Consider the following 25,371-nt stretch of genomic DNA (forward strand, 5'->3'; position numbering starts at 1 on the left):
CCGGGGCGGACCCGTACCCGTGTCCGGATCAGAGGCGGTGGACCCGGCCCTGGCCGACGGCCAGGGGGTGGCGGCCCGCCGCCAGGATGCGCAGGCCCGGAGCGACGGCGAGCAGCCGCCGCAGCCACGCCAGCGCCTCGGGGGAGAGCCGGTCGCTGTCGTCCAGCACCAGCAGCATGTCCCGCTCGGCGAGCCAGGAGGCGGCGTTCGCGGTCCCGCAGGGCAGGAAGGGCATGCCGGGCACGCAGCCCAGCGCGGCCACGAGGTCGCGCACGCCGCCGTCCCCCCGGAGGGAGACCACGGCGGCGCCGTCGCAGAAATTGGACGAGATACGGCGCGCGATGTCCCGCACCAGCAGGGCGCGCGGTGCGCGGAAGCGGCCCGTGACGGTCAGGACCCGGCCCCGCCGGACGGCGGTGAGCAGGACCGACAGTTCCGCGGACGTGGCCGGCAGCGTCCCGGCCGTCCCGGCCGCTCGGGCCGGTCCGGTTTCCCCCATCATCACGATGCCCCCCATTGCATGCGTGACCGGTGCGGCAGCAGGGATCGTTCGAGCCGCGTGTCGACGATTATGCGCCACTTCACACATATGACCAGGGGAATGTCGCATTCCGCAGCCGTGCGGTTCAGCCGATGCCCTGCCGGTCCGGCTGGAGGGCGAACGCCGCGCGCTGCGGGGTCGCCGCCGTGATGTGGACGGCCTCTTCGAGGAGGTCCCGGTGGCGCCGTACGGGCTCGCGCCGCTCGGGCGGGGCGAGCCGCTCCAGGTCGTCCAGGCAGGCCGCGATGCGCCGGGTGATCTGCGCCGAGCCGATCCCATAGTCCCGGACCTCCGTCAGGGCCAGGTCCAGCAGCTCCGGCCAGCTCGGCAGGGTCTCCACCAGCCGCACCGCGCCCCGCGCGTCCCGGTGGTACGCCCGCCCCAGGGGCTGCCCCGCGAAGGCGGTCAGCAGCACCTGGATCCGGTCCAGGGCCTGCACCGCCGTCGTCGGGTCGTTGACCGACGGGGACAGGGCGCGCGAGGCGATGTCGGCGAGCTGGCGGATCCCGAAGGCCAGGTCCTGCTCGGTGGTCCGCTCCACCCCCAGCTCCAGGGCCGCCTGGAGGTCCGCGTCGGAGGGCGCCGCCCCGCCCGCGACCCGGAACAGCGGGGTGTACGGCACGAGGTAGTCCCCGATCCGGGGGACCAGGTGCAGGACCAGCCCCTCCCGCACGGCGAGCGCCACCAGCCGGGGCACGTCCACGGCCTGGAGCACACCGGGCCGCCAGACGTGCGCCACCGGCGTGCCGCCCGGCTCCGCGCCCCGCTCCCCGGGGCCGCCGTCCCCGCCGCGCGCGGGACGGGCGCTGTCGCGGATCAGCCGCAGGCTCTCCCCGCACACCCGGTCCATGACGTACGTGACCCGCATCAGCCGGATGGTGGAGTGCACGTAGACGACGAACAGGGCGAGACTGAGCAGCAGGAAGCCCATGGCGAGCGAGGCACCCAGGTAGGGCACGACCGTGTCGGAGCCGTCCGTCGAGGAGCCGTACTCCTTCTGCACCCGCAGCGTGTACAGGAAGGTGCACAGGAACGTCCCCAGGGTCAGTTTCGTGACCCCGCTCTCCACGTAGATGCGCAGCACCCGGGGCGAGAACTGGCCCGCCGCCATCTGGAGCGCGACCAGGGTGATCGAGAAGACCACGCCGATGAACGTCAGCATCGCCGAGCTGACCGCGGCGACCGCCGTCTTCGCCGCCGACCCAAAGTCCGCCGCCGTACGCAGGAACCACTGGTCGGAAAGGTCCACATCGGCCCAGCGGGCGTCGAGGTCGTGGATGAGGGAGTCGGCCTGGACCACGACCGTGGCCAGCAGCCAGCCGATCAGCAGACCCGCGAACGGAACGAACAGGAAGGAGTTGCGCATGCGTTTGCGCAGCTTCGGGAGCATCCCTCGGCGGCGCCGCACCACGGTCATCGGCATGAACGCCAAATTAGCCCGGGCAAAGCGGTCTTCACGGTTGCGGCGATCCCCGTGCGGTACGCGCCGCGCCCCGGCCCGGCGAACGGTTGTCCGCGGCCCGGACATCGGCTCTACTGCTGTGCAGCCCCCGGCGGGGGCGGGCCCAGGGGAGGGGATCGACGATGACGGCCGAGCGGCGGACCGACGGGCGCGTGCGCGCGGCCTCCACCCACCGGCGCCCACGCGGGAGGCCGTTACCGGCGCTGCTGCTGTGCGTCCTGCTCCTGGCCGGCGCCTGCGCCGCCGCCGGCGTCGCCTGGGACCCCTTCCGGGCCGGCGCCGCCGATCCGGCCGCCGCCCCCGACGGCGCCGTCCGCCCCGCCGGAGCCCTCCCCTTCGACCTCCCCGCTCCGGCCGCGCTGCGCTCCGGCGAGGCAGGCCGGAAGCTGGTGTTCGCCCACTACTTCACCCCGTACCCGCTCTCCCTGGACAACGCGCCCGCCGAGAGCGACTACTACACCCGCGGCTACCTCGACCCCGACGGCGAGGGCGGCAAGCACCGCCAGTACGGCGGCCTGCTGCGCGACCGCCCGCTGCCCGTCCCGCCCAAGGACGGCGACTGGGAGTACGCCAACCTCCGGCAGGAGGTGCGCACCGCGCGCGACGCCGGCATCGACGGCTTCACCCTCGACCTGCTCTCCCTCACCGGCAAGAACCGGGAGCGGGCCGAACTGCTGCTGAAGGCGGCCCACGCGGTGGACCCCGCCTTCCGGATCATGCTGATGCCCGACATGACCGCGCTCGACACCGACGACCCCGCCGTGCTCGCCGACGCCGTCGCCGCCCTCGCCCGGTACCCCGCCGCCCACCGGCTCGGCGACGGCCGCCTCGTCCTCTCCCCGTTCAAGGCCGAACAGAAGGAGCCCGGCTGGTGGAGCCGGGTCATCGACGACCTCGCCGCCCGGCACGGCGTCCGGACCGCCTTCGTCCCGCTCTTCCTCGACCTCGACGCCCACGCCGCCGCCTTCGCCCCGATCAGCCACGGGTTCTCCGAGTGGGGCAGCCGCAGCTACGCCGGCCAGGAGGGGGCCACCGCCGACGTCCGCCGGGCCCACGGCCTGGGGAAGATCTGGATGCAGCCCGTGTCCGTCCAGGACGCCCGCCCCAACCAGGGGATCTACGACGAGGCCGGCAACACCGCGACCCTGCGCGCCACTTGGAACCACGCCATCGACGACGGCGCCGACTGGGTCCAGCTGACCACCTGGAACGACTACTCCGAGGGCAGCCAGTTCGCGCCGTCCCTGCACAACGGCCACGCCTACCTCGACCTCAGTTCGTACTACCTGACCCGCTTCAAGACCGGAGCGTGGCCGCGCATCGTCCGCGACACCCTGTACCTCACCGGCCGCACCCAGTTCGCGGACGCCGGCCCGACCGGCGCCCAGTCCCGGCTGATGTCCCTGCGCCAGGGCAGCGCCGCCGCCCGGGACACGGTGGAGGTGCTCAGCTTCCTGACGGCCCCCGGCACCGTCCGCACCGCCGTCGGCCGCACCACGGGGGAGTACGGGGCCCCGGCCGGGCTCCACTCGCGGCTGCTCCCGCTGGGACCGGGCATCAGCTCCGCCCGGCTGGTGCGCGACGGCAGGGCGGTGGCGGAGGTGGAACTCCCGTACCCGGCGGACCGCACGGTGCCGGTGCAGGACCTCCAGTACTACGCGGCCACGAGCGGCCGCCCCCGCTAGCGGCGGGCGGGGCGTCGAGCCGGGACGCCGGGCGGGGGAGCGGTGCCCGCCGTACCGGGCCCGGGCGCCCATGCCCGGCAGCCGGGCCGGGCCGGGGGCGGAACGGGCGGAGGCATCCGCGCACAGACGCCGAAATCGGGCGCGGCGCATCCCCTGCCAGGCCAATCCCGCCCAAGCGGCCCTTTCGCCGCACCCCGGACCCGCCGCATGCTGCCGGAGCCGGCCCCCGAGGTCAGGCACGCCCGCCCGTCCCCGACCCGGAGGCATCCGTGACCGAACCGACCGCCCCCTCCGCCTTCCCCGGCGGCCCCGCCCTCTTCCGGCTGGACCCCGCCGTCGCGCACCTCAACCACGGCTCCTACGGGGCGGTCCCGCTGCCCGTCCAGGAAGCCCAGGAGGCCCTGCGCACCCAGGCCCACGCCGACCCCGACGCCTTCTTCAACGGGGTCTCCGAACGGCTCACCGCCGCCCGGGGCCGGATCGCGGCGCGCCTGGGAGCGGACCCGGACGGCCTCGCGTTCATCTCCAACGCCACCGAGGGCGCCAACCTCGCCCTCGACGCGATCCCCCTCGCCGAGGGCGACGAGATCCTGGTCACCGACCACGGCTACGGCACCGTCGTCGACGCCGCCGCCCGCCGGGCCAAGCTGGTCACCGTGGCCCTGGACCCGCTCCTCCCCGACGAGGACGCCGTCCGCGAGGCCGTCCTCGCCGGGATCACCCCCCGCACCAAGGTGGCCGTCCTCGACCACGTCAGCTCGCCCACCGCCCGCCTCATCGCCGGCCCCCGGCTCCTGGCCGACCTCGCCGCGCGCGGGATCACCACCGTCGTCGACGGCGCCCACACCCCCGGCATGCTGGCCGAGCCGGTCGCCGCCGGCGCCGACTTCTGGTTCGGGAACCTGCACAAATGGGGGTACGCCCCCTCCGGCAGCGCCCTCCTCGCCGTGGCCCCCGCCCACCGCGCCCGGGTCCGCTCCCTCAGCCCCTCATGGGAGGACCACCAGGGCTTCCCGCTCTCCGTCGAGTACCGCGCCACCTTCGACTACACCGGCTGGCTGGCCGCCCCCGAGGGCCTCGACCTCCTGGAGCGGCTCGGCGCCGACCGGGTCCGGGAGCACAACAGCGCGCTGGCCGGCTACGGCGCCGGGCTGCTCGCCCGGATCCCCGGCCTCACCCCGCTGCCGCACACCCCGGGCCTGGCCCTGCGCTCCCTGCTGCTGCCGCCCGGCGTCGCCGAGACCCGCGAGGCGGCCACCGCCCTGCGCGAGGAACTCGCCGCGAAGCTCCGCATCCGGGTCCTGGTCTGGCCCCGCGAGGGCGGCGGCGGGCTGCGGGTCTGCGGGCAGGTCTACAACCGGGCCGAGGAGTACGAACGCCTCGCCGCGGCCCTGCCCGCCTTCCTGCGGTGATCCGCCGGCCGGCTCCGGGGCCTCAGGGGCGCCGCAGCAGATAGGTGTCCATGATCCAGCCCTTGCGGGCCCGGGCCTCGGTCCGCAGCTCCTCGATGCGGCCGGACACCTCCGACAGCTTCCCCGACACCAGGATCTCGTCCGGGGTGCCCACGTACGCGCCCCAGTAGATGAACAGGTCCTGGTCGAGGTGGGCGGTGAACGCGTGCCGCGCGTCCAGCATCACCACCACGTCGTCCACGTCCTGCGGCCAGCCCTCCGCCAGCCGCCGGCCCGTGGTGATCTGGACCGGGCGCCCCACCCGGTTGAGGTTGGTGCGGTGCCGCGCCAGCAGCGCCGACACGCTGCTGATGCCGGGCACCACCTCGTGCTCGAACGCCACGCGCCCGTGCTCCAGCACCTCGTCGAGGATCGCGAGCGTGGAGTCGTACAGGGAGGGGTCGCCCCACACCAGGAAGGCCCCGGTCTCACCGTCCGCGAGGTCCTCGGCGATGAACCGCTCGAAGATCTCGGCCCGGGCGCTGCGCCAGCCGTCCACGGTCGGGGCGTACTCCGCCGGAGTCCGGTCGCGGTCCGGGTCGCGGCCCTCCACCAGCCGGTGGCCGGGCCGGGCGTGCGCCTCCAGCATGGCGCGCCGCAGCCCCGTCAGGTCCGCCTTCTCCTCCCCCTTCTCCAGGATGAGGAATGCGTCCGCCGCGCCGATCGCCTTGACCGCCTGGAGGGTCAGGTGGTCCGGGTCGCCCGCGCCTATACCGATCACTGAGAACTTCTTCACCGGGCTATTGTGCCCACCATGCGTGTCGCCCTGTTCGTCACCTGCGTCAACGACGCCCTCTACCCCCGTACGGGCATCGCCGTCGTCCGCCTCCTGGAGCGGCTCGGCGTCGACGTGGACTTCCCGGCGGCCCAGAGCTGCTGCGGCCAGCCGCAGTACAACACCGGCTACCGGCGCGAGAGCGAACCGCTGCTGCGCCGCACGGCCGAGGCCTTCGCCGGCCACGACCACGTGGTCACCCCCTCCGGCTCCTGCGCCGCGATGATCCGCGCCCACTACCCGCGCATCGCCCGCCAGGCCGCCCGGGAGGGGCGGGGGAGCGGACTGGAACGGCTCGCGGAGGACCTCGTACCGCGCGTGTACGAGCTCACCGAGTTCCTCGTGGACGTGCTCGGAGTGACCGACGTCGGCGCGTACTTCCCGCACACCGTCACCTACCACCCCTCCTGCCACGGCCTGCGCACCCTGGGCCTGGGCGAGCGCCCCCGGCGGCTGCTGGCCGCCGTCAAGGGCCTGGAACTCGTCGAGCTGCCCGGCGCCGAGGAGTGCTGCGGCTTCGGCGGCACCTTCGCCGTGAAGAACCCGGACGTGTCGGCCGCCATGGCGGCCGACAAGACCGCCGCCGCCCGCGCCACGGGCGCCGAGGTGCTGTGCGGGGCCGACAACTCCTGCCTCGCCCACCTCGACGGCACCCTGCGCCGCGCCGGCTCCCCGCTGCGGACCCTGCACCTCGCCGAGATCCTGGCGTCGACCGAGGAGGACCCGCTGCCATGACGCCCACGCCGCTGGGCATGCCCGCCTTCCCGCCCTTCCCCGAGGCGGCGAAGGAGGCCGTACGGGACGAGGTCCTGCGCGCCAACCTGCGCCGCGCCACCCACACCATCCGCGACAAGAGGGCCCGCGCGGTCACCGAACTCGCCGACTGGGAGCAGCTGCGCGCGGCCGGCAAGGCCGTCAAGGACCACACCCTGCGCCACCTCGACCGCTACCTCCTCCAGCTGGAGGCCGCCGTCACCGCGGCGGGCGGCACCGTCCACTGGGCGGCCGACGCCGAGGAGGCCAACCGGATCGTCACCGCCCTCGTCCTGGCCACCGGCGCACGCGAGGTCGTCAAGGTCAAGTCGATGGCCACCCAGGAGACCGGCCTCAACGAGGCCCTGGAGGCCGCCGGGATCGCCGCCTACGAGACCGACCTCGCCGAACTCATCGTCCAGCTCGGCCACGACCGGCCCTCCCACATCCTCGTCCCCGCCATCCACCGCAACCGCGACGAGATCCGCGACGTCTTCCGCTCCGAGATGGGCCGCTGGGGGCGCCCCGCCCCCGAGGACCTCGGCGACGACCCGCGCGAACTCGCCGAAGCCGCCCGCCTGCACCTGCGGGAGAAGTTCCTGCGCGCCGAAGTCGCCGTCTCCGGCGCCAACTTCATGGTCGCCGAGACCGGCACGATGGTCGTCCTCGAATCCGAGGGCAACGGCCGGATGTGCCTGACCCTCCCCGACACCCTGATCTCGGTCGTCGGCATCGAGAAGGTCGTCCCCACCTTCCGCGACCTGGAGATCTTCCTCCAGACCCTGCCGCGCTCCTCCACGGCCGAGCGGATGAACCCGTACACCACCATGTGGACCGGCACCCTCGACGGCGACGGCCCGTCCGCCTTCCACCTCGTCCTCCTGGACAACGGCCGCACCGACACCCTCGCCGACGAGACCGGCCGCCAGGCCCTGCGCTGCATCCGCTGCTCCGCCTGCCTCAACGTCTGCCCCGTCTACGAACGCGCCGGCGGCCACGCCTACGGATCCGTCTACCCCGGCCCCATCGGCGCCGTCCTCAGCCCCCAACTGCGCGGCACCGCGAGCCCGGTCGACGCCACCCTGCCCTACGCCTCCACCCTGTGCGGGGCCTGCTACGAGGTCTGCCCCGTCGCCATCGACATCCCCGAGATCCTGGTCCACCTGCGCGAACGCGTCGTCCAGGGCGGCCCCGTGACCCGCGAGGGGGTCCGCGTACGACTGCGCCCCGCGCACGGCCACACCGCCGAACGGGCCGCCATGCGCGCCGCCCGGCTCCTCCTCGACCACCCCGGCGCCCTGCGCGCGGGCGAACGCCTGCTGGCCCGTGCCCGCCGCCTGCGCCCCCGCCGCCTCCCGGGCCCGGGCCGCGCCTGGACCGACACCCGCGAACTTCCCGACCTCCCGGCGGAACCCTTCCGCGACTGGTGGCTCCGCGAACGGGGGACCCGCACATGACCACGAGGGACCGCATCCTGGCCCGTATCCGCCGCGCCACCTCGGGCGCCCCGGCCGCGGACCCCGTCCCCCGGGACTACCTCCGCGTCCACGGCACCCGCACCCCCGCCGAGACGGCGGACCTCCTCGCCGCCCACCTGACGGAGTACCGGGCACGGGTCCACCGCACGGACGAGGACGGCATCGCGCCGCTCCTGGCACGGCTGCTCTCCGCCTCCCGCACGGTCCTCGTCCCCCCGGCCCTGCCCCCGCACTGGCTCGCGGCCTCGGCCGCGACCCGCGTCCACGACCGGTCCCGGTCCACCCCGCACGAGCTCGACCGGGTCGACAGCGTCGTCACCGGCTGCGCCCTGGCCATCGCCGAGACCGGCACGATCGTCCTCGACGGAGGCCCCGACCAGGGCCGGCGCCGCATCACCCTCATCCCGGACCATCACGTCTGCGTGGTCCGCGTCCCCGGGCAGGTCGTCGACTCCGTCCCGCAGGCCCTCGAACGCCTCGACCCGGCCCGCCCGCTGACCTGGATCTCCGGCCCGTCCGCCACCAGCGACATCGAACTCGACCGGGTGGAGGGCGTACACGGCCCCCGCACCCTGGACGTCGTCCTCCTCGGCGCACAATAGCCGCATGCCATCCCACATCGCCCTGACCGCCCTCGTGGTCCACGACTACGACGAGGCCATCGACTTCTACACCCGCGCCCTCGGCTTCGAACTCGCCGAGGACACCCCCCGGCCGGACGGCTCCCGCTGGGTCGTCGTCCGCCCGCCCGGCGCCCGGGAGTCCGCCCTGCTGCTGGCCCGCGCCAAGGACGACGCCCAGCGCGCCCGCGTCGGCGACCAGACCGGCGGCCGGGTCGGCTTCTTCCTCTACACCGCCGACTTCGCCGCCGACCACGCCCGCATGACCGCCGAAGGCGTCCGCTTCCTGGAGGAGCCGCGCCACGAGCCGTACGGCTCCGTCGCCGTCTTCGAGGACCTCTACGGAAACCGCTGGGACCTGCTAGAGCCCGCCTCCGCCTAGTCTCGGCGCCTCACGGGCCGCGTCCACCGCACCCCCGGCCTCGACCCGGTGGCCCAGCTCCCCGGCCCACCGGACCAGCCCCGGCAGGTCCACCCCGTACGCACGCTCCACCCCGCCCAGCGAAGCCGCCCCGCGCCGCAGCAGCCGCGCCCCGCCGAGGGCGTTCCCGCGCGCGGCGTGCGTCAGCCCCACGGCCAGCTGCGCCAGCCCCCGCCACAGGGCGGCGTCCGCCGCCGGCCCGGACTTCCAGGCGTCCTCGAACACCTCGTGCGCGTGGAACGGCATCCCGGCGTCCAGCAGCCGCTGCGCCTCCACGACCGTCTCACGCGGCGACCGCACGACCCCCTCGGGCTGCCGCGCCACGCCCTCGGCCCCATAGGCCAGGGGCCGCCCCAGCCCGTCCCGCGGCCGCGCACTCCGCGCCCGCCCCGCACCATCCCGATCCCGCTCCCGACCGTCCACCGCCCCATCCTCCCCCGCCCCCCTCACCGGTGCACGCGCACCCCTCAACGTGCGGTAATGTTCTGCGTGTGCCCGGCGCACGAGGGGAAACCCCAGGTCGCAGGGACACAAGCAGTACAACGGGACGTGGCGCAGCTTGGTAGCGCACTTGACTGGGGGTCAAGGGGTCGCAGGTTCAAATCCTGTCGTCCCGACCATGCTCTATGCAGGTCGGAGGCCGTTCTCTCATCCGTGAGAGGGCGGCCTTTCGCGCGTCCGGGGCCATGGTGGTCGAACGTCCGGCCCGCAGGTCGCCCGACGGTGTCTGATCAGACGGCTCTGCCGTGGTCGAGGGCGAGCCACATGCGGTCGCGGGTCACCGGCAGTTCGGTGAAGCGGATCCCGGTGGCATCGCGCAGGGCGTTGGCCAAGGCCGGGGCGACCGGGTTGAAGGGGCTCTCGCTCATCGACTTGGCGCCCAGCGGCCCGATGGCGTCGGAGGTTTCCATGAAGTGGACCTCCGTACGGGGGACGTCGGCGTACTGCGGGAGGCGGTACCGGCGGAAGGCGGCGGTGGTGACCTCGCCGCGCCCGTCGACGCGTACGTTCTCGAAGAGCGTGGCCCCGAGTGCCTGGGCGACGCCGCCCTCGACCTGGCCCCGGCACTGCACGGGGTTCATGACCTTGCCCGCGTCGGCGGCGTGCACGCTGCGCAGGATGCGGATCTCGCCCGTGCCGGGGTCGACGGCGACGCGGAACCACTGGGCGTTGAAGGCGACGGAGCGCGGGGAGCCACCCCAGTGGCCGTCGGCCGCCAGCTCCTCCTCGGCGCCGTGGGCGTGCGCGGCCTCGTACAGCTCCTTGAGGGTGACCACCCGGCCCGCGCAGTCGAAGGCCTCGGCGCCCGGCGCGCACAGGTGCCGGGCGACGCCGGTGTGGCGGGCGGCCAGGGTCTTCAGCCGCTCGGCCAGGGACGTCGCGGCGAGGAGCACGGCCTTGCCCGCGACGACCGTGCCGGCGGAGGCGAAGGCGCCGGTGTCGTGCCGGACGACGTCCGTGTCGGACTGCCGGATGCGGATCCGGTCCTCGGTGGTGTTCAGGGCGCCGGCGGTGATCTGCTGGTGGACGGTGGTGGTGCCGTTGCCGAACTCGGCGGTGCCCACGGCGACGTCGTACGTGCCGTCCTCCAGCAGAGAGACCCGCGCGTCGGCGTAGTGCCCGCCGGGCGGACCGGTCGCGATCATCGCCATGGCGGCGCCCTGGCCGGTGAGCCAGCCTTCCGGGGCCTCCTCGGCGCTGGTGTCCTCGGCGAGGGCCCGGCGGACCACGCCGAGGCACTGGTCGAGTCCGTAGGAGGCGATGTGCAGGTCCTCCTCCTCGCCGATGGGGCTGACCATGTGATCACCGGCGCCGATGATGTTCTTCTCGCGGAGAACCAGCGGGTCCATCCCGAGGCGGCGGGCCAGTTCGTCCATGGCCGATTCCACGGCGAAGGTGACCTGGCCCAGTCCGTAGCCGCGGAAGGCGCCGGCCGGGACGCAGTTGGTGTAGACGGAGTACGCGTCGACCTTTTTGTGCGGGGCGCGGTAGACGGCGAAGGACTCACCGACGCTGTGGAACATCACGGCGGGGCCGTGGTTCCCGTACGCGCCGGTGTTGGCGACCACACGCATCCGGACGGCGGTCAGGGTGCCGTCGGCGCGGGCGCCGAGCTTGATGCCGATGGTGAACGGGTGCCGGGTGGTGGCGCCGTGGAACTGCTCGGCCCGCGTGTACTCCAGCTTGACCGGGCGGCGCAGTTTCAGCGCGGCGAGGGCGACGATGTCCTCGGTCAGCATCTCCTGCTTGCCGCCGAAACCGCCGCCGACCCGGCCCGCCACCACGCGTACCCCGTCCTCCGGCAGCCCGTACAGCGCGCACAGGGCACGGCGGGTGAGGAAGGGGGCCTGGGTGGAGGAGCGTACGGTGAGCCGCTCGCCGGTCCCGTCCTCCTTCGGCTCGAAGTAGGCCACGCTGCCGTGGGTTTCCAGGCTCGCGTGCTGCACCCGCTGGGTCCGGAAGGTCTCCTCGTAGACCACGGCCGCCTCGGCGAAGCCGTCCGCCACACAGCCGATCTCGCCGTGTACCTCTCCGGCGACGTTGTTCTCGGCCCGGGCTATCCGCGACTCGGGGCCCTTGTCGCCGTGCAGGGCGGGGGCGCCCGGCCGCATGGCCTCCTCCGGGTCGGTGACGTACGGGAGTTCCTCGTAGACGACCCGGACGAGCCGGCAGCCCTCCTCGGCGGCCCGCTCGCTGTCGGCCACGACCGCGGCCACGCGCTGGCCGACGTGGCGGACGACGTCGTCCAGCACCCGGGTGTCGTCCGGGTCCTCGGTGGGGTGCTCGTGCCGGGCGGTGGAGTAGAGCGTGGCCGGGGCGTCCTCGTGGGTGAGGACGGCGTGGACGCCGGGCACGCGCAGGGCGTCGGCCGTGTCGATGGACACGATCCGGGCGTGCGGATGCGGGGAGCGCAGCAGCTTCATGTGCAGCAGCCCGGGGACGTCGACGTCGAAGGTGTAGCGGGCGGTGCCCGTGACGACCTGGGGGCCGGCCGGGGCGCCGGGACTGCGGCCCACCGCCTGGCCCGCGCACGGCCGTTCGGTGTGCCGGACGCCCCGGACGGCGTCCTCGATCGCCCGGTAGCCGGTGCACCGGCAGATGTTGCCCTTGAAGGCCCGGGGCAGGTCGTCGAGCTTGCCGTCGTCCTGCTCGGTGCCGCGCTCCGCCTCCAGGGCGGCGGTGGTCATCAGGAACCCGGCGGTGCAGAAGCCGCACTGGAAGCCCTGGGCGTCGAGGAACCTCTGCTGGACGGGATGGAGTTCCCCGTCGGGGCGGGCCAGCCCCTCGACCGTGGTCACGCTGCGGCCCTCGGCGCGGAAGGCGGGGTACAGGCAGCTGTGGACGGGCTCGCCGTCCACGTGCACCGTACATGCCCCGCAGTCGCCGGCGTCGCAGCCCTTCTTCACGCCGAACCAGCCCTGCTCGCGCAGGTAGGTGCGCAGGCACTGGCCCGCACGGGGTGCGGTATCGGCGGGCTGATGGTTGATGTGCGTACGGAAGGTCATCGGGCACCGTCCTGGGTCAGTTCGCGGCGGATCTCCTCGGCGAAGCGCAGCGTCATGTGCCGCCGCCACTCGGGCAGTCCGTGGATGTCGTCGAACCACTCGCCGTCGGCGACGGCGGAGCGGATGGCGTCCCTCAGGCCGTCCGGCTGCGGGGGCAGCGGGAACCACAGGCGGAACGGGCGGGTCGTGGCCGCCGTGATGGTGATCGCGAGAGAGCCGTCCCGCGGGTCGAGCGTGCCGATGATCAGCACGCCGGACCGCCCCAGGCCGTAGAGAGACGCCTGGCGGAAGGCCGTACGGCAGGCGAGGCCCGACGCGGGCAGGGTCACCGAACGCAGCAGCTCCCCGTCGGCCAGGTCCTTGCGCCCCGCGCCGAGGACGAAGCCGGCCGCCTTCACGCGACGCGTGGCGCCGTCCTGCGACCGGAGCAGGCACGTCCCGTCCAGGGCCGAGGCCAGAGAGATCATCGGTCCGGCCGGCAGCGCGTTGCAGAGGTTCCCGCCGACGGTCGCCATGTTCCAGATCTTGAAGGAGGCGAGGAAGGCACGGCAGCACTGCTCGAACAGCGGCCCCGCCGGCTCCGCGAGGCGCCGTCCGTACCGGGAGAGCTGCGCGATGGTGCAGGTGGCGGCGATCTCCAGCGAGCCGTCGGGCAGCCGGGTCAGCGGCTCCCAGCCCATCCGGCTCAGGTCCACCAGCCGCCGGATCCGCGGCTGCGGCTCGGAGAACAGGTACGTGCCCCCGCCGAGCCACGCGTCACCCGGCCGCCACGGCTCGCGTCGACGCGCGTCCCGCACGTCCAGCACCGTGTTGAGATCCATGACCCACCCCCCGTTCGCGACCTTCTCGTCCCCTTCAGTGAAGTCGCCGGGATGGCCGGAAACGACTGGAGCCGCACACGGAAAACACCGGGGCCGTCAGCGTCCTCCTGGTTGATCGACCAGTGCGCTCGCATCGCTGGTGCCGGTGTTTCCGGCCGTCAGCATGGCATTTACGATGCCTGGAGCCGCATCATCCTGGTGAATGCGGATCGGCGGATTTCCTGTCCGTCGCCACGCAAGGAGGCTGGAACATGCACGTCGGACAACTCCTCCAGGACGAGGACCTCAGACTGCGGCTGCTGTGGGCGGAGGACCCGCTGCTGCGCAGGGAGATCAGCGGGCTGACCGCCACGGACCTCGAGGACCCGATGCGCTTCCTGCAACCGGGCGAGATCGTGCTCAGCGGGCTCGTGTGGTGGTCGGCCGACGGCGGCCGCCGCAAGGCCGAGCAGTTCGTCTCCTCGCTCAGCGGGGCCGGGACGGCCGCCCTGCTGGCGGGGGAGGAGACGCACGGGGCGGTGCCCGAGGACATCGTCGTCGCCTGTATGAACCACGAGATCCCGCTCATCGCGGTACCGGCGGAGGTCAGCTTCCGTACCATCACGGACGCCTTCTACCTCCGGCAGTGGGGCCAGCTCAGCCGGCGTCCCACCGCACACCACGCCCTCCCCGCCGCCGTGCGCACCCGGTTGCAACGCCTGCTCACCGAGGGGGCCGGACCGGAGGAGCTCCTGAACGCGGCCTTCACGCGGCTCGGACCCGCGGCGTGCAGCGTCCTCACCGCCACGGGCCGCATCGTCGCCCGCACGCCGGGGACGCCGGTTCTGGCGCCCCGCCAGGCGGCCGAGCACATCAGGGGCGGGGTCGGCGTGACCATACCGATCGAGGGAGAGGCGTCCCCCTACGACCGCTGGTACCTCAACGTGACGGACGCTACCGACGTACCCCTGCGCGTCCTGTACGAACTCGCGGGCGTGCTGGCCGAGTGCCGCGAGCGGGCGCGCGCGAACCCGGCGGACGAGCGGTCCGCCGAGCTGGTGCGGCTGCTCGGCGCCTCCCCGGCCGATCCGGTGGCCGTCGCGGAGCTGCTGCGCTCCTGCGGCCTCCCGGACGAGGGCCCGTTCCACGTGGTCGCCGCCGGCACGAGTGCGGGCGGTCCGGGGCGAGCCGTCGCCGTGCTCGCCGAGGCCCTCGCCCACCAAGGGGAGGCGCACGTCGTCGCGGAATCGAACGAGGGCGCCGTGGCCGTCGTATCCGGGCCGTCCGCCCGCAGCACACTGGAGTCGGTCTGGCCGCTCCTGCACGCCTGCGATCCGACCACGCTCCTGCACGCCGGCATCAGTTCCCGGGTCGCCGCGTCCGACGGTCTCGAGGGGGCCGTGCGCGAAGCCCGCTACGGTCTGGACTCGGCCCGCAGCACCTCCCCCGACCGCTCGGAGGTGACCGACACCGGCGGCTTCACCACGCTCGCCCGGCTCCTCACCGGTCTTCCGCGTGAAGTGCGCGGAGCCTTCAGCGCGCGGGTACTGGGGCCCCTCGCCACAGAGGACGGCGCCTCGGCCGCCATGCTGCGGGAAACGCTGGAGACGTTCCTCGCCCACAACGGCTCCTGGGCGCGTACGAGCGAATCCCTCCACCTGCACGTCAACACGGTGCACTACCGCATCCAGCGCATCGAGGTCCTCACGGGCCTGGACCTCTCCCGGCTCGACCACCGCCTCGACCTCCGTGCGGCGCTGCTGTGCCGTTGACGTGGTCACCCCGGGCGCGATGACGTCGTCGGCCCGCGCGACGGCCGCACCGGCGTGGCGACTTCGCGGGGTCGTCCGGAGCCTCCTCGGCCACGCGTGCGGGCGGACCCTCCTGGTGCGTGAGGGTCCGCCTGGGGGAAGCCGTCGCGTTACCGCTTGTGCCCGTGCCGCACGTCCAGGCAGAGCGCCCAGACGTCGGAGTAGCTGCCCTGGGAGGGCGAACCGCCGCTGTGGGTGGCTGCCGTCCAGTACGACGGGTCGGCGCCCACGCCGCCGGCCGGGGTGCCGGCGGCGTCGCTGGGGAAGCTGCCGTTGAGGTGGGGGCCGCCCGAGGTCGCCTTGCTGAAGTCGGTCGTGGTGACGTTGCCGCCGCTGATCGCGGCGCCGCCGCTGACCAGCTGCCCGTCCTCGCGGGAGCAGCCCGTCGTCGCGGTCTGTCCCGTGGAGGCCGTGTCGGGGCCGATGACCTCGGTGAAGTGGACCGTCGTGGAGACGTGCTTGAGGACGATGTCGTCGGTGCCGCAGATGGCGTAGGCGTAGGTCATGTTGTCCGCGCCGCGGCCGCCGCCGATGCCGCCGACCGCCGTCCAGGAGTCGGGGTCGTGCTCGCCGTCGCCCGCCGCGATCGAGCCGAAGTGGTGCTCGGCGTCGGCGAAGGTGGGAAAGCTCGCGATCGGCTTGAGGCTGCCGACACTGGCCGGGGTGGTGCGCGCGCCGCCGCCGATCAGGACGGTGCCGGCCGGGCAGGTCGCCGTCACGAGCCTGGACGACAGCCCGCTGGTCGGCCCCTGGGCCTTGTTCATGACGACCTGGGTGTGCCGGATCAGGTTGCTGTGCAGGCAGATCGCGTACGGGGTGGTGGAGAAGGCGTCGCTGCTGCGGCTGCCGCTTCCGCCGAACGCCATCCAGTGGCTGGCGTCGGTGCCGACGATCCCGGGGGTGTCGGTGTATTCGGTGGCGCCGTCGGCGCTGGGGGCCATGCCCATCACGTGGTTGCCGTTGGACATCTCGTCGCTGCCGATGGCCTGGTCGGCGCCGCCGCCGGAGACGAGGCCGTCGGGGCAGTCGGCGTGCGAGGTGACACCGGTGAAGGGGGTCGGGGGGCCCATGGTGGGCCCGGGGGTGACGACGGTGACGTCGGCGGTCCTGGCGTACGCGGCTCCCGGCACCGCCACGGTCAGCAGGGCGGCCAGGAACAGGGCCTTGCCGGTGGCGGAGCCCCGCCGGAGTTGCATGCTCATGGGATTCTCTCTCTGGTGTTCGTGCGCGTGGCCGCTGTCAGGCGGGCGGTCGGGAACGGCTTCCTCAGACGCCGTCGTTGGCGCACAGGGCCCAGGCGTCGGTGTGGGTGCCGGGGGAGGACTGGCCGCCGGTGTGGGCGGAGGCCGTCCAGTACGCCGCCGTCGTGGTCCCGTCGCCGACCGCGCCCCCGCCGGAGGTGCTGGGGAAGCTTCCGTTGAGGTGGTCGCCGCCCGAGCCCGGGCCGGTGAAGCCGGTCGTGGTCACGCTGCCCCCGCTGATCGCGGCGCCGCCGCTGACCAGGTTCCCGTCGCCCTGGCCGCAGCCCACGGTCGCCGTCTGGCCGGTGCTGCCGGTGGTCGGGCCGCTCACCTCGGTGTAGCGGACCTTCACCGTGGCGCCGCTGACACTGATGCCGCTGCCGGTGCAGATGGCGTAGGCGTAGGTGTAGTCGCCGCTGTTGGCGCCGGAGTCCCAGCCGGCCGCCGACCAGGAGTCCGGGTTGGTCTCTCCGTCCGCCGCCGCCTTCGCGCCGAAGGCGTGCGCGGAGTCGTTGAAGGTGGGGAAGCTCGCGATCGTCTTCAGGCTGCCCGTGTTGCCCGGGGTGGTGCGGGCGCCGCCCCCGAGCAGGCGGGTGTTGGCCGGGCAGGTCGCCGTGACGAGGCCGGCGGTCGCCCCGGTGGTGGGGGTGTTGGCCTTGTTCATGACGACCTGGGTGTGGTTGATCAGGTTGCTGGTGAGGCACATGGCGTAAGGGGTGGTGGAGAAGGAGGCGTTGACCTGGCCCCCGCTTCCCCCGATGCCGAGCCAGTGCGTGACGTCGGTGCCGACGACACCGGTGGAGCCGGTGTATTCGGCGGTGCCGTTGGAGCTGGGCGAGGTGCCGTTGACGTGGTTGCCGTTCACGCTCGCCCCGGTGCCGATGGCCTGGTTGAGCCCGCCGCCGGAGACGAGGCCGTTGGAACAGTCGCCGTGGGTCGATATCTCGGAGTTGGCGGAGGCGGGGCCGCTGGTGGCCCCCGGGGTCTTCACGGTCACGCCCACGGTGTTGGCGTGGGCGGTTCCCGGCACTGCCAAGGCGAGAACGGCGCCGAGTACCAGCGTCCTGCCGGTGACGAAACGGCGCAGAGGTCCTGCGGTCATGTGGATCTCCCCATCTGACGGGTGACAAGCGAGGGGCGGTGCGCGGGCGATGGGCCTCGAAGGCGGCATGGGCGGCATGGGCGGCATGGGCGGCACGGAGCGGAAGGGGCGCGCGGGCGTCGTCGGTGCGGAATTGCCACGGCATCACAACGGCCGGCTGCCTCGCGGATGTACGCCGCTCAGGGCAGATCCGGGGTCCGGACCGGCCATCTCGCCACCCTGTCCCGAGCAGCGCATGCGGACTCTAGCAGTCATCTATCCGCGCATCTACCTAGCGATTTTGTACTTTCAAGTAGCAGATGCGTGTTCGGTGGGCCGCTGTTCGGGGGAGTGGTGGGATGGGCTGGTGACGGTGGGGTTGGTGGAGGAGGCGAACCAGTACGCTGCGCCGGTGAACGCCGCCACGCACCTGGGAGAGGCCGTCGCCGGAGACCGCGGAACCGCACCCGCCTCCGTCCCCGCGTTCGTCGCCGCCCAGCTTGGCGGTGCCATCGGCCCGTCCGCCGTCACCGCCGCCCGCTGAACCTCTGGAGCCTCCTGCTGTGAACCCGTCCCCCGCCCGCCCGTCCGTGCTGTTCGTCTGCGTGCACAACGCCGGCCGCTCGCAGATGGGCGCGGCCTTCCTCACCCACCTCGGCCAGGGCCGCGTCGAGGTCCGCTCCGCCGGTTCCGCCCCGGCCGCCGCCGTCAACCCGGCCGTGGTCGAGGCCATGGCGGAGGCCGGCATCGACATTTCCGCCGAGACGCCCAAGGTGCTGACCGTGGAGGCCGTCCAGGCGTCCGACGTCGTGATCACCATGGGCTGCGGCGACGCCTGCCCCTACTTTCCCGGCAAGCGCTACCTCGACTGGACCCTCGACGACCCCGCCGGGCAGGGCGTCGCCGCCGTCCGGCCCATCCGCGACCAGATCGAGCGGCGCGTCCGCGGACTGCTCGACGAACTCGGGATCCCCGTCACCGGATGACCGTCCAAGTCAGGCCGCTCTTCACCCACTTCAGGCCAGGCGGCCGAACGCCGCCGAGGGCGGCTCCGGCGCCGGCCCCCGGGGGCCGGCGTGGTCGTGGTCACCGGGTTGTGGGGAAGCGGCCGCGGCGGGGTACCGAGGACAGGAGGAGGCGGGTGTACGGATGCTCCGGGGCCTCCAGGACCCGCGAGGTCGGGCCCGTCTCCACGACCTGACCGGACTTGAGCACGAGGACCTCGTCGGCGATGTGCCGGACCACCGCCAGGTCGTGCGTGACGAACAGGTAGCTGATGTCCGATGTGCTGCGGATCTGACCCAGGAGCTCGATGATCTGCGCCTGGATCGACACGTCGAGCGCGGCGACGGCCTCGTCGAGGACGAGGACCCGGGGCTCCACGGCGAGGGCCCGGGCGATCGCCACGCGCTGCCGCTGGCCGCCCGACAGGTCGCGGGGGAGGGCGGCGGCCTCGCGTGTGCCGAGGCCGACCTGGTCCAGGAGCCGGGTGACCCGGGTGCCGCGGCCGGCCGCGTCGAGATCCGTGTGGAGGCGCAGCACCTCGTCCAGGCATCCGGAGACGCTCACCCGGGGATCGAGCGAGAGGTACGGGTCCTGGAAGACCATCTGGATCTCCCGGGCCCTGGCCAGCCGTTCCGCCCGCCGCCGGGGCAGCGTGGAGCGGTCCCGGCCGTCCAGGCGGACGGTCCCGCCGTCCGGGCGCTCCAGGCCGACGAGCATCCGGACCGTGGTGGTCTTGCCGCTGCCGGACTCCCCGACGATCGCGAGACAGGTCCCGGGCGCCAGGGAGAAGGACACGCCGTCGACCGCCGTGTGGTCCCCGTACCGCTTCCGCAGTCCCTCGACGACCAGTCCCTCTGAGGCCGTCACAGCGTGTCCGGTGCTCGACTCGGAATCCGCGCTGCGGTCCGCCCTGGAAGCGGCGCGGAGCATCGCCTACTCCACCGGTCCCAGCGGAACGGCCCTGGTCGAGCTGATCGGCCGGCTGGGGCTCACCGCCGCGCTCGCCGGCCGGCTCGTCCAGGCACCGCCGGGCGTGCCGGCCGGCAGCCTGCTGCCCTGCGGCCGGGCCGACTTGGCGTTCCAGCAGCACAGCGAGCTGATGGACCTGCCGGGCGTCGTCATCGCCGGACCGCTGCCGGGTGACACCGCCATCAGCTCGACCTTCAGTGGAGGCGTACCGGCCTCAGCCTCCCAGCCGGAACTCGCTCTCGAGGTCCTCGATTTCTTCGGCTCCGGCACGGGGTCCGAGATCGCCCGTGCCAGGGGCATGCGGGCTTCGGGGGAAGGCGACGGCGCGTCATCGACAGACCGGTGACTGACTCGGATCGGCCATCATCCCGCGCAATCAACTCAAGGCGACTGCAGAGGTATTGACATTTGAGACGCTCTGGGTCATGTGACGGCGATCACGTAGCGTGCGCTGCGTGAATACTGCAAGGATGTGATCGATCAAAGGCTTGCTGAAGTGGCGCTCTGCGCTCCGGCGCAAGCGTTGAGGTGCAAGCACGGGGGAAACGTGATTTCACACTTTGATGTTGTGGTCCTGGGGGCGGGGCCCGGCGGTTACGTCGCGGCAATTCGCAGCGCCCAGCTCGGGCTCAGTGTCGCCATCGTCGAGGAGCGCTACTGGGGCGGTGTCTGCCTCAATGTGGGCTGCATCCCCTCGAAGGCGCTCCTGCGCAATGCCGAACTCGCCCACCTCCTCGGCCACGAAGCCGCGGAGTTCGGGATCTCGGTGGAGGGCACGGTCTCGTTCGACTACGGCGCCGCGTTCCAGCGCAGCCGCCGGGTGGCGGACGGCCGGGTCAAGGGCGTCCACTACCTGATGAAGAAGAACAAGATCACGCAGTTCGAGGGCCGCGGGCACTTCACGGGCCCCCACGGGCTGCGGGTCCAGGGGAACGACGGCGTCGTCCAGGACGTGACCTTCGGCCACTGCATCCTCGCCACCGGTGCCACTCCCCGACTGCTCCCCGGAACCTCGCTGAGCGACCGGGTGGTCACCTACGAGGAGCAGATCCTCGCCGACCGGCTGCCCGGGAGCATCGTCATCGCGGGCGCCGGCGCCATCGGGCTCGAGTTCGCGTACGTCATGCGCGCCTACGGAGTGCAGGTCACGATCGTCGAGTTCCAGAACCGGATCGCCCCCCTCGAGGACGAGGAGGTCTCCGCCGAACTCGCCAAGCGGTACAAGCGGCTCGGGATCGAGCTGCTCACCTCGACGCGCGTGGACGGCATCGACGAGTCGGGCGAGAAGGTCCGCGTCACCGTCACCAGTGGCGACCGGCAGCGGGTCCTCGAAGCGGACAAGGTGCTCCAGGCCATCGGATTCCAGCCGAGGACCGAGGGCTACGGCCTGGAGAACACGGGCGTGGCACTGACCGAGCGCGGAGCCGTCGAGGTCGACGCCCGCTGCCGGACCTCCGTGCCGCACATCTACGCCATCGGCGACGTCACCGCCAAGCTGATGCTGGCCCACGCGGCGGAAGCCATGGGCATCGTGGCGGCCGAGACGATCGCGGACGCGGAGACGGCCGAGCTGGACTTCGTCATGATTCCCAGGGCGACGTACACGCAGCCCCAGATCGCCAGTTTCGGCTGGACCGAGGCGCAGGCCCGCGAGCGGGGATTCGACGTCCGGGTCGCGAAATTTCCGTTCATGGCGAACGGAAAGGCGCACGGCCTGGGTGACACCGGCGGATTTGCTAAGATCATCAGTGACGGCCGCCACGGAGAACTCCTCGGCGCGCACCTCATCGGGCCCGAGGTCACGGAACTCCTGCCCGAACTCACTCTTGCCCAGCAATGGGATCTCACGGTCACCGAATTGGCGCGAAACGTGCACGCCCACCCGACGCTGGGCGAGGCCGTCAAGGAAGCCATTCACGGACTGGCCGGTCACATGATCAACATGTGAAATCCACGTTAAGACAACGTGAAATTCTGAAGAACACAGCATGAGTAATGGGGGATTACTATGCGTTCCATCTTTGCGTCTCTGATTCATAAACCCGCCTACGAGGAGCACGCGAAGCACCTGGAGAAGGTCTTCGCCGATCCGCTCTTCGACCGGCCCACGGGGATCGACGACCCGGCACGCTGTGCCCTCACCTACCGTCGCCTGAAGCACATCAACGACAACCTCGGTCTGAGCGCACCGCTCCTCGAGGACCGCGAGCGCCTCTTCACCCTGGTGGAATGGGCCGCGCTCGCCGACCCGTCGCTGTTCTACGGGGTGTTCCTCCACTACTGCACCACCATGGGTGCCATCCAGGACTTCGGCCGCGGCCGCGACGACCTCGACGACCTCATCGGCGCCATGGTCTCCATGGACACCATCGGTTCGCTCATGATGACCGAGGTCGGCCGCGGCAACAGCAACGCGAACATCCGGACCCAGGCCGTCTACGACGCCGAACGCCAGGAGTTCGTCCTGCGCACCCCGGACGCGGCGGCGGTCAAGTTCCCGCCCGGCGTGTCCTCCCCGTTCCCGAGGACCGCCGTCGTCAGCGCCCGCCTGATGGCCGGCGGCCACGACCGCGGACTCTTCTTCTTCGTCGTCCCCATCCGTGACGCCGACGGCCGGCCCTGCGACGGCGTACGCATCGCCCCGCAGCGCCCCACCGCGATCCTGCCGCTGGACTGCGCGCTCGTCTCCTTCGACGACGTCCGCGTCCCCTTCCGCCACTGGCTGCGCGACGGCGCCGCACTCACCGCGGACGGCGAGTTCACCGACCCGGCGGGCGACGCCCTCACCCGCACCCGCCGCCTCCTGAGCGTCATCCGCCACGCCTGGGAAGCCGCCGTCGTCGGCCTGTCCGCCGTCAGCCGCGCCAGCGCGGCGGTCGCCGTACGGCACGCCCACCACCGGCGCACCTCCGGCCGCCACGCCGCGGACGTCCCCGTCATCACCTACCGCAACCAGCAGCGCCCCCTGTTCGGCGCCCTCGCGGCCGCGTACGTCACCGGCATCGTCGCCGCGACCGTGGCCGGACCGGAACAGCCCGTCGCCGGCGCCCGCACGATCCGCACCACCTCCCTGCTGAAGGTGACCGTCGACCGGCTCGCCGAGCGCGTCACGGTCCGGTCCCGGCAGGCCGCCGGCGCCCTGGGCTTCTTCGCCGACAACCGGTACCTCGACTACCAGGGGCTCGCGCACTCGTTCAACACCGCCGCCGCCGACAACCAGATGATGCTGCTCGACGGCGCCCTGACCCTGGCCGCCGGCGTCGAATACGAGCCCCCGGCCCACGCGGCACCCACCCGGGCCGAGCGCGACGCCTTCACCCCCGGGGTCTGGACCGCCCTGGCGGCCACCCGCGAGCGGCTGCTGCACCAGGAGCTCACCACCGCCCTGCGCACGGCCACCGAGGCCGGGCGGTCCACCCTCGACATGTGGAACGAGAACAACGCCCTCGCCGAGGCCCTGTCCGAGGCGCACGCGTTCTCCCTCGTCCTCGACACCGTCTGTACCGCGCTGGAGTCCGTCGCCGATCCCGCCGCCAAGGCCGCGCTGACCGATCTCCTCGCCCTCTACGCGGCCGAGGAGATCGCCGCCCACGACGGCTGGTACCTGGCCCACGGCCTGCTCGACGCCGACGAGGTCCGCTCCTTCCCGCACCGCGTGAACGAGCTGTGTGAGCGCATCGCACCGAACGCCCTCGAACTCGCCGAAGGGCTCGACGTCCCCTACGAGGTGGTCGGCGCCCCCATCGCGGAGGCCGACTACGTCCACGCCCTGACCGCCCACACCGCGGTGGCGTACCCCGACCCCCAGGCCTGACGGCCCTGATTCCCCGCAGCTCGGAAGGCTCCGCCGCCTCCTGAGCAGATGACGCACGCGTACGGCCGGTCCCCGAGCCCCGTACGTCTTCAGCCGTGCCCGCGCCCAGGGCCAAGGGAGAAACTGCCATGCCCACTGCCGTGCCCACCCCTGCCCACACCCCCACCCCGACGCCCATCGCCGTCATCGGCCTGTCCTGCCGCCTGCCCGGAGCGGACGGCCCCGAGGCCTTCTGGACCCTCCTGCGCGACGGCGTCGACGCCGTCACCGACGTCCCCGCCGAGCGCTGGGACGCCGACGCGCTGTACGACGGCGACCCTGCCGCGCCGGGCCGGACCACCGGCAGGAGGGGCGGCTTCCTCGGCGACGTCAGCGGGTTCGACCCGGCCTTCTTCGGCATCTCGCCGCGTGAGGCCGCCGCCATGGACCCCCAGCAGAGGCTCACCCTCGAACTGGCCTGGGAGGCCCTCGAACACGCCCGCATCGTCCCCGCCGCGCTGCGGGGCGGACGGGTCGGCGTCTTCATCGGCGCGATGACCGACGCCTACGCGACACTGACGCACCGTCAGGGCCTGGAGGGCATCGGCTCCCACACCCTGACCGGCCTCAACCGCGGCGTCATCGCCAACCGCGTCTCGTACCTGCTGGGCCTGCGGGGCCCCAGCCTGACCCTCGACACCGGTCAGTCCTCCTCGCTCGTCGCCGTCCACTCGGCATGCGAGAGCCTGCGCTCCGGCGAGTCCGACATGGTCCTGGCCGGCGGCGTCAACCTCGACATCGTCCCGGACTGCTTCGTCGCCGCCACCAAGTTCGGCGGCCTCTCCCCGGACGGCCGCTGCCACGCCTTCGACGCCCGCGCCAACGGCTTCGTCCACGGCGAGGGCGGCGGCGTCGTGGTCCTCAAGCGCCTCGACAGCGCCCTCGCCGACGGCGACCGGGTCCTCGCCGTGATCCACGGCTCCGCCGTCAACAACGACGGCGGCGGGCAGAGCCTCACCACCCCTGACCGCAGCGGCCAGGAGGACGTCCTGCGCCTCGCCTACGAACGGGCCGCGGTCGACCCCGCCCTGGTCCGTTACGTCGAGGCGCACGGCACCGGCACCCGCGTCGGCGACCCGATCGAGGCCGCCGCCCTCGGCGCCGTACTCGGCGGCCCGTCGCGCGACGCCGGGCTGCCCCTCCACATCGGCTCCGTGAAGACCAACGTCGGCCACCTGGAGGCCGCCGCCGGCATCACCGGCCTCATCAAGGTCGTCCTCTCCCTCGTCCACCGCGAGCTGCCGGCCAGCCTCCACTTCGCCACGCCCAACCCCGACATCCCCTTCGACGAGCTGGGCATCCGGGTGCGTACCGAGCTCGGCCCCTGGCCGCACGCCGCCGAGCCGGACGCACCACTGATCGCCGGTGTGTCCTCCTTCGGCATGGGCGGCACCAACGCCCACGTCGTACTCGGCGAGGCCCCGGCCGGGACGCCCGGGCCGACCGCCGCCGGAGCTCCCGAGGGCGACGTCCGGCAGCTGCCGTACGTGCTGTCCGGCCGCACCGAAGAGGCCCTGCGGGCCCAGGCGGGCCGCCTGCTCGACCACGTCACGGACGGCCCGGAGACGGCGCCGGCCGACCTCGCGTACTCGCTCGCCGTCACCCGGACCGCCTTCGAGCACCGGGCCGTGCTCACGGCCGGGGACTCCGCCCAGCTGGTGGCTGCGTTGGAGGAGCTGGTGGCGGGGCGTCGTGGTGGTGTGTCGGTGTCGGAGGGGCGGCTGGCGTTCCTGTTCACCGGTCAGGGTTCTCAGCGGGCCGGTATGGGTGGGGAGTTGGGTGAGGCGTTCCCGGTGTTCGGGGCGGCTTTCGATGAGGTTCTGACGCATCTGGATCCGTCCTTGCGGGAGGTGATTGCCTCGGGTGTGGGGCTGGATGAGACGGGTCGTACTCAGCCTGCTTTGTTCGCGCTTGAGGTG

At 73.0% G+C, this 25,371-nt stretch carries 22 protein-coding genes and 1 tRNA gene; 14 read left to right on the plus strand and 9 right to left on the minus strand.

Going from position 1 to position 25,371, the window contains the following annotated elements:
* Positions 1–28: 28 nt before the first annotated feature.
* Together ABT403_RS20315 and ABT403_RS20320 are read right to left on the minus strand one after the other, a co-directional pair.
* Entirely contained in the window at positions 29–505 is a 477-nt protein-coding gene (locus ABT403_RS20315) for a hypothetical protein (protein ID WP_344166653.1), read from the minus strand.
* Positions 506–626: 121 nt separating this feature from the next.
* Complete coding sequence (locus ABT403_RS20320) at positions 627–1,964, minus strand: DUF2254 domain-containing protein (RefSeq protein WP_344166655.1); 1,338 nt, start codon at positions 1,962–1,964, stop codon at positions 627–629.
* A gap of 161 nt (positions 1,965–2,125) precedes the next feature.
* Here ABT403_RS20320 and ABT403_RS20325 point away from each other — a divergent pair, with 161 nt between their 5' ends.
* Together ABT403_RS20325 and ABT403_RS20330 are read left to right on the plus strand one after the other, a co-directional pair.
* Positions 2,126–3,688, plus strand: a complete 1,563-nt coding sequence (locus tag ABT403_RS20325) for a glycoside hydrolase family 71 protein (RefSeq protein WP_344166657.1) — start codon at positions 2,126–2,128, stop codon at positions 3,686–3,688.
* A gap of 269 nt (positions 3,689–3,957) precedes the next feature.
* Entirely contained in the window at positions 3,958–5,100 is a 1,143-nt protein-coding gene (locus ABT403_RS20330; protein WP_344166659.1) for an aminotransferase class V-fold PLP-dependent enzyme, read from the plus strand.
* Positions 5,101–5,122: 22 nt separating this feature from the next.
* On the opposite strand, the gene cobF is transcribed toward ABT403_RS20330, so the two are convergent.
* The gene (gene cobF / locus ABT403_RS20335; RefSeq protein WP_344166661.1) at positions 5,123–5,875 is read right to left on the minus strand and encodes a precorrin-6A synthase (deacetylating); all 753 of its coding nucleotides are present in this window, start codon (positions 5,873–5,875) and stop codon (positions 5,123–5,125) included.
* Positions 5,876–5,893: 18 nt separating this feature from the next.
* Here cobF and ABT403_RS20340 point away from each other — a divergent pair, with 18 nt between their 5' ends.
* The 4 genes from ABT403_RS20340 to ABT403_RS20355 are packed head-to-tail and all read left to right on the plus strand — an operon-like array spanning position 5,894 to position 9,147.
* A complete protein-coding gene (locus ABT403_RS20340) occupies positions 5,894–6,649 on the plus strand; it encodes a (Fe-S)-binding protein (protein ID WP_344166663.1) in 756 nt (251 codons plus the stop codon).
* Entirely contained in the window at positions 6,646–8,124 is a 1,479-nt protein-coding gene (locus tag ABT403_RS20345) for a lactate utilization protein B (protein ID WP_344166665.1), read from the plus strand. The genes ABT403_RS20340 and ABT403_RS20345 overlap by 4 nt, the downstream gene beginning before the upstream one ends.
* On the plus strand, positions 8,121–8,747 hold the full coding sequence (locus ABT403_RS20350; protein WP_344166667.1) for a LutC/YkgG family protein: 627 nt from the start codon (positions 8,121–8,123) through the stop codon (positions 8,745–8,747). Before ABT403_RS20345 ends, ABT403_RS20350 begins: the two co-directional genes overlap by 4 nt.
* A 4-nt stretch (positions 8,748–8,751) precedes the next feature.
* Entirely contained in the window at positions 8,752–9,147 is a 396-nt protein-coding gene (locus tag ABT403_RS20355; RefSeq protein WP_344166669.1) for a VOC family protein, read from the plus strand.
* On the opposite strand, the gene ABT403_RS20360 is transcribed toward ABT403_RS20355, so the two are convergent.
* Positions 9,127–9,636: a DUF309 domain-containing protein gene (locus tag ABT403_RS20360; protein WP_425580300.1), complete on the minus strand. Its 510-nt coding sequence runs from the start codon at positions 9,634–9,636 to the stop codon at positions 9,127–9,129. The two genes, ABT403_RS20355 and ABT403_RS20360, sit on opposite strands and share 21 nt — an antisense overlap.
* A gap of 93 nt (positions 9,637–9,729) precedes the next feature.
* On the opposite strand from ABT403_RS20360, the gene ABT403_RS20365 reads away from it, so the two are divergent.
* Positions 9,730–9,806, plus strand: a tRNA-Pro gene (locus ABT403_RS20365).
* Positions 9,807–9,917: 111 nt separating this feature from the next.
* Here the strand turns inward: ABT403_RS20365 and ABT403_RS20370 are convergent.
* Both ABT403_RS20370 and ABT403_RS20375 read right to left on the minus strand, forming a co-directional pair.
* Positions 9,918–12,692 (minus strand): molybdopterin-dependent oxidoreductase, encoded by a 2,775-nt coding sequence (locus ABT403_RS20370; protein WP_344166673.1) that lies wholly within the window; start codon positions 12,690–12,692, stop codon positions 9,918–9,920.
* Positions 12,689–13,513, minus strand: coding sequence for an FAD binding domain-containing protein (locus ABT403_RS20375; RefSeq protein WP_344166675.1), 825 nt, complete (start codon positions 13,511–13,513; stop codon positions 12,689–12,691). The genes ABT403_RS20370 and ABT403_RS20375 overlap by 4 nt, the downstream gene beginning before the upstream one ends.
* Before the next feature lie 251 nt (positions 13,514–13,764).
* On the opposite strand from ABT403_RS20375, the gene ABT403_RS20380 reads away from it, so the two are divergent.
* Positions 13,765–15,264 carry a PucR family transcriptional regulator gene (locus tag ABT403_RS20380; protein WP_344166677.1) on the plus strand — a complete coding sequence of 500 codons (1,500 nt, stop codon included), beginning with the start codon at positions 13,765–13,767 and terminating at the stop codon, positions 15,262–15,264.
* A gap of 149 nt (positions 15,265–15,413) precedes the next feature.
* Here the strand turns inward: ABT403_RS20380 and ABT403_RS20385 are convergent, their stop codons facing one another.
* Together ABT403_RS20385 and ABT403_RS20390 are read right to left on the minus strand one after the other, a co-directional pair.
* Positions 15,414–16,505, minus strand: coding sequence for a hypothetical protein (locus tag ABT403_RS20385; RefSeq protein ID WP_344166679.1), 1,092 nt, complete (start codon positions 16,503–16,505; stop codon positions 15,414–15,416).
* A 64-nt stretch (positions 16,506–16,569) separates the two neighbouring features.
* Complete coding sequence (locus ABT403_RS20390) at positions 16,570–17,646, minus strand: serine-rich family protein (RefSeq protein ID WP_344166681.1); 1,077 nt, start codon at positions 17,644–17,646, stop codon at positions 16,570–16,572.
* A 391-nt stretch (positions 17,647–18,037) separates the two neighbouring features.
* On the opposite strand from ABT403_RS20390, the gene ABT403_RS20395 reads away from it, so the two are divergent.
* Positions 18,038–18,169, plus strand: a complete 132-nt coding sequence (locus ABT403_RS20395; protein ID WP_344166683.1) for a hypothetical protein — start codon at positions 18,038–18,040, stop codon at positions 18,167–18,169.
* Positions 18,170–18,188: 19 nt separating this feature from the next.
* Positions 18,189–18,611: an arsenate reductase ArsC gene (locus ABT403_RS20400; RefSeq protein WP_344166685.1), complete on the plus strand. Its 423-nt coding sequence runs from the start codon at positions 18,189–18,191 to the stop codon at positions 18,609–18,611.
* A gap of 100 nt (positions 18,612–18,711) precedes the next feature.
* Here the strand turns inward: ABT403_RS20400 and ABT403_RS20405 are convergent, their stop codons facing one another.
* A complete protein-coding gene (locus tag ABT403_RS20405; protein WP_344166687.1) occupies positions 18,712–19,497 on the minus strand; it encodes an ABC transporter ATP-binding protein in 786 nt (261 codons plus the stop codon).
* A gap of 10 nt (positions 19,498–19,507) precedes the next feature.
* Here ABT403_RS20405 and ABT403_RS20410 point away from each other — a divergent pair, with 10 nt between their 5' ends.
* From ABT403_RS20410 to ABT403_RS20425, 4 genes are all read left to right on the plus strand, one after another.
* Positions 19,508–19,945: a substrate-binding domain-containing protein gene (locus ABT403_RS20410; RefSeq protein WP_344166689.1), complete on the plus strand. Its 438-nt coding sequence runs from the start codon at positions 19,508–19,510 to the stop codon at positions 19,943–19,945.
* Positions 19,946–20,146: 201 nt separating this feature from the next.
* On the plus strand, positions 20,147–21,547 hold the full coding sequence (lpdA, locus tag ABT403_RS20415; RefSeq protein WP_344166691.1) for a dihydrolipoyl dehydrogenase: 1,401 nt from the start codon (positions 20,147–20,149) through the stop codon (positions 21,545–21,547).
* Positions 21,548–21,607: 60 nt separating this feature from the next.
* The gene (locus tag ABT403_RS20420) at positions 21,608–23,413 is read left to right on the plus strand and encodes an acyl-CoA dehydrogenase (RefSeq protein ID WP_344166693.1); all 1,806 of its coding nucleotides are present in this window, start codon (positions 21,608–21,610) and stop codon (positions 23,411–23,413) included.
* A 128-nt stretch (positions 23,414–23,541) separates the two neighbouring features.
* Positions 23,542–25,371: type I polyketide synthase (locus ABT403_RS20425; protein WP_351649471.1), on the plus strand; the 1,830-nt coding region annotated here is incomplete at its 3' end.

Source organism: Streptomyces sp. NPDC000075, from assembly GCF_040301925.1.
Taxonomy (GTDB): domain Bacteria; phylum Actinomycetota; class Actinomycetes; order Streptomycetales; family Streptomycetaceae; genus Streptomyces; species Streptomyces polychromogenes.

Coding starts and splice junctions, on each gene's coding strand:
- ABT403_RS20320 (WP_344166655.1), bottom strand. CDS start 1,964: ATGCCGATGACCGTGGTGCGGCGCCGCCGAGGGATGCTCCCGAAGCTG.
- ABT403_RS20325 (WP_344166657.1), top strand. CDS start 2,126: ATGACGGCCGAGCGGCGGACCGACGGGCGCGTGCGCGCGGCCTCCACC.
- ABT403_RS20340 (WP_344166663.1), top strand. CDS start 5,894: ATGCGTGTCGCCCTGTTCGTCACCTGCGTCAACGACGCCCTCTACCCC.
- ABT403_RS20345 (WP_344166665.1), top strand. CDS start 6,646: ATGACGCCCACGCCGCTGGGCATGCCCGCCTTCCCGCCCTTCCCCGAG.
- ABT403_RS20350 (WP_344166667.1), top strand. CDS start 8,121: ATGACCACGAGGGACCGCATCCTGGCCCGTATCCGCCGCGCCACCTCG.
- ABT403_RS20355 (WP_344166669.1), top strand. CDS start 8,752: ATGCCATCCCACATCGCCCTGACCGCCCTCGTGGTCCACGACTACGAC.
- ABT403_RS20370 (WP_344166673.1), bottom strand. CDS start 12,692: ATGACCTTCCGTACGCACATCAACCATCAGCCCGCCGATACCGCACCC.
- ABT403_RS20375 (WP_344166675.1), bottom strand. CDS start 13,513: ATGGATCTCAACACGGTGCTGGACGTGCGGGACGCGCGTCGACGCGAG.
- ABT403_RS20380 (WP_344166677.1), top strand. CDS start 13,765: ATGCACGTCGGACAACTCCTCCAGGACGAGGACCTCAGACTGCGGCTG.
- ABT403_RS20385 (WP_344166679.1), bottom strand. CDS start 16,505: ATGAGCATGCAACTCCGGCGGGGCTCCGCCACCGGCAAGGCCCTGTTC.
- ABT403_RS20390 (WP_344166681.1), bottom strand. CDS start 17,646: ATGACCGCAGGACCTCTGCGCCGTTTCGTCACCGGCAGGACGCTGGTA.
- ABT403_RS20420 (WP_344166693.1), top strand. CDS start 21,608: ATGCGTTCCATCTTTGCGTCTCTGATTCATAAACCCGCCTACGAGGAG.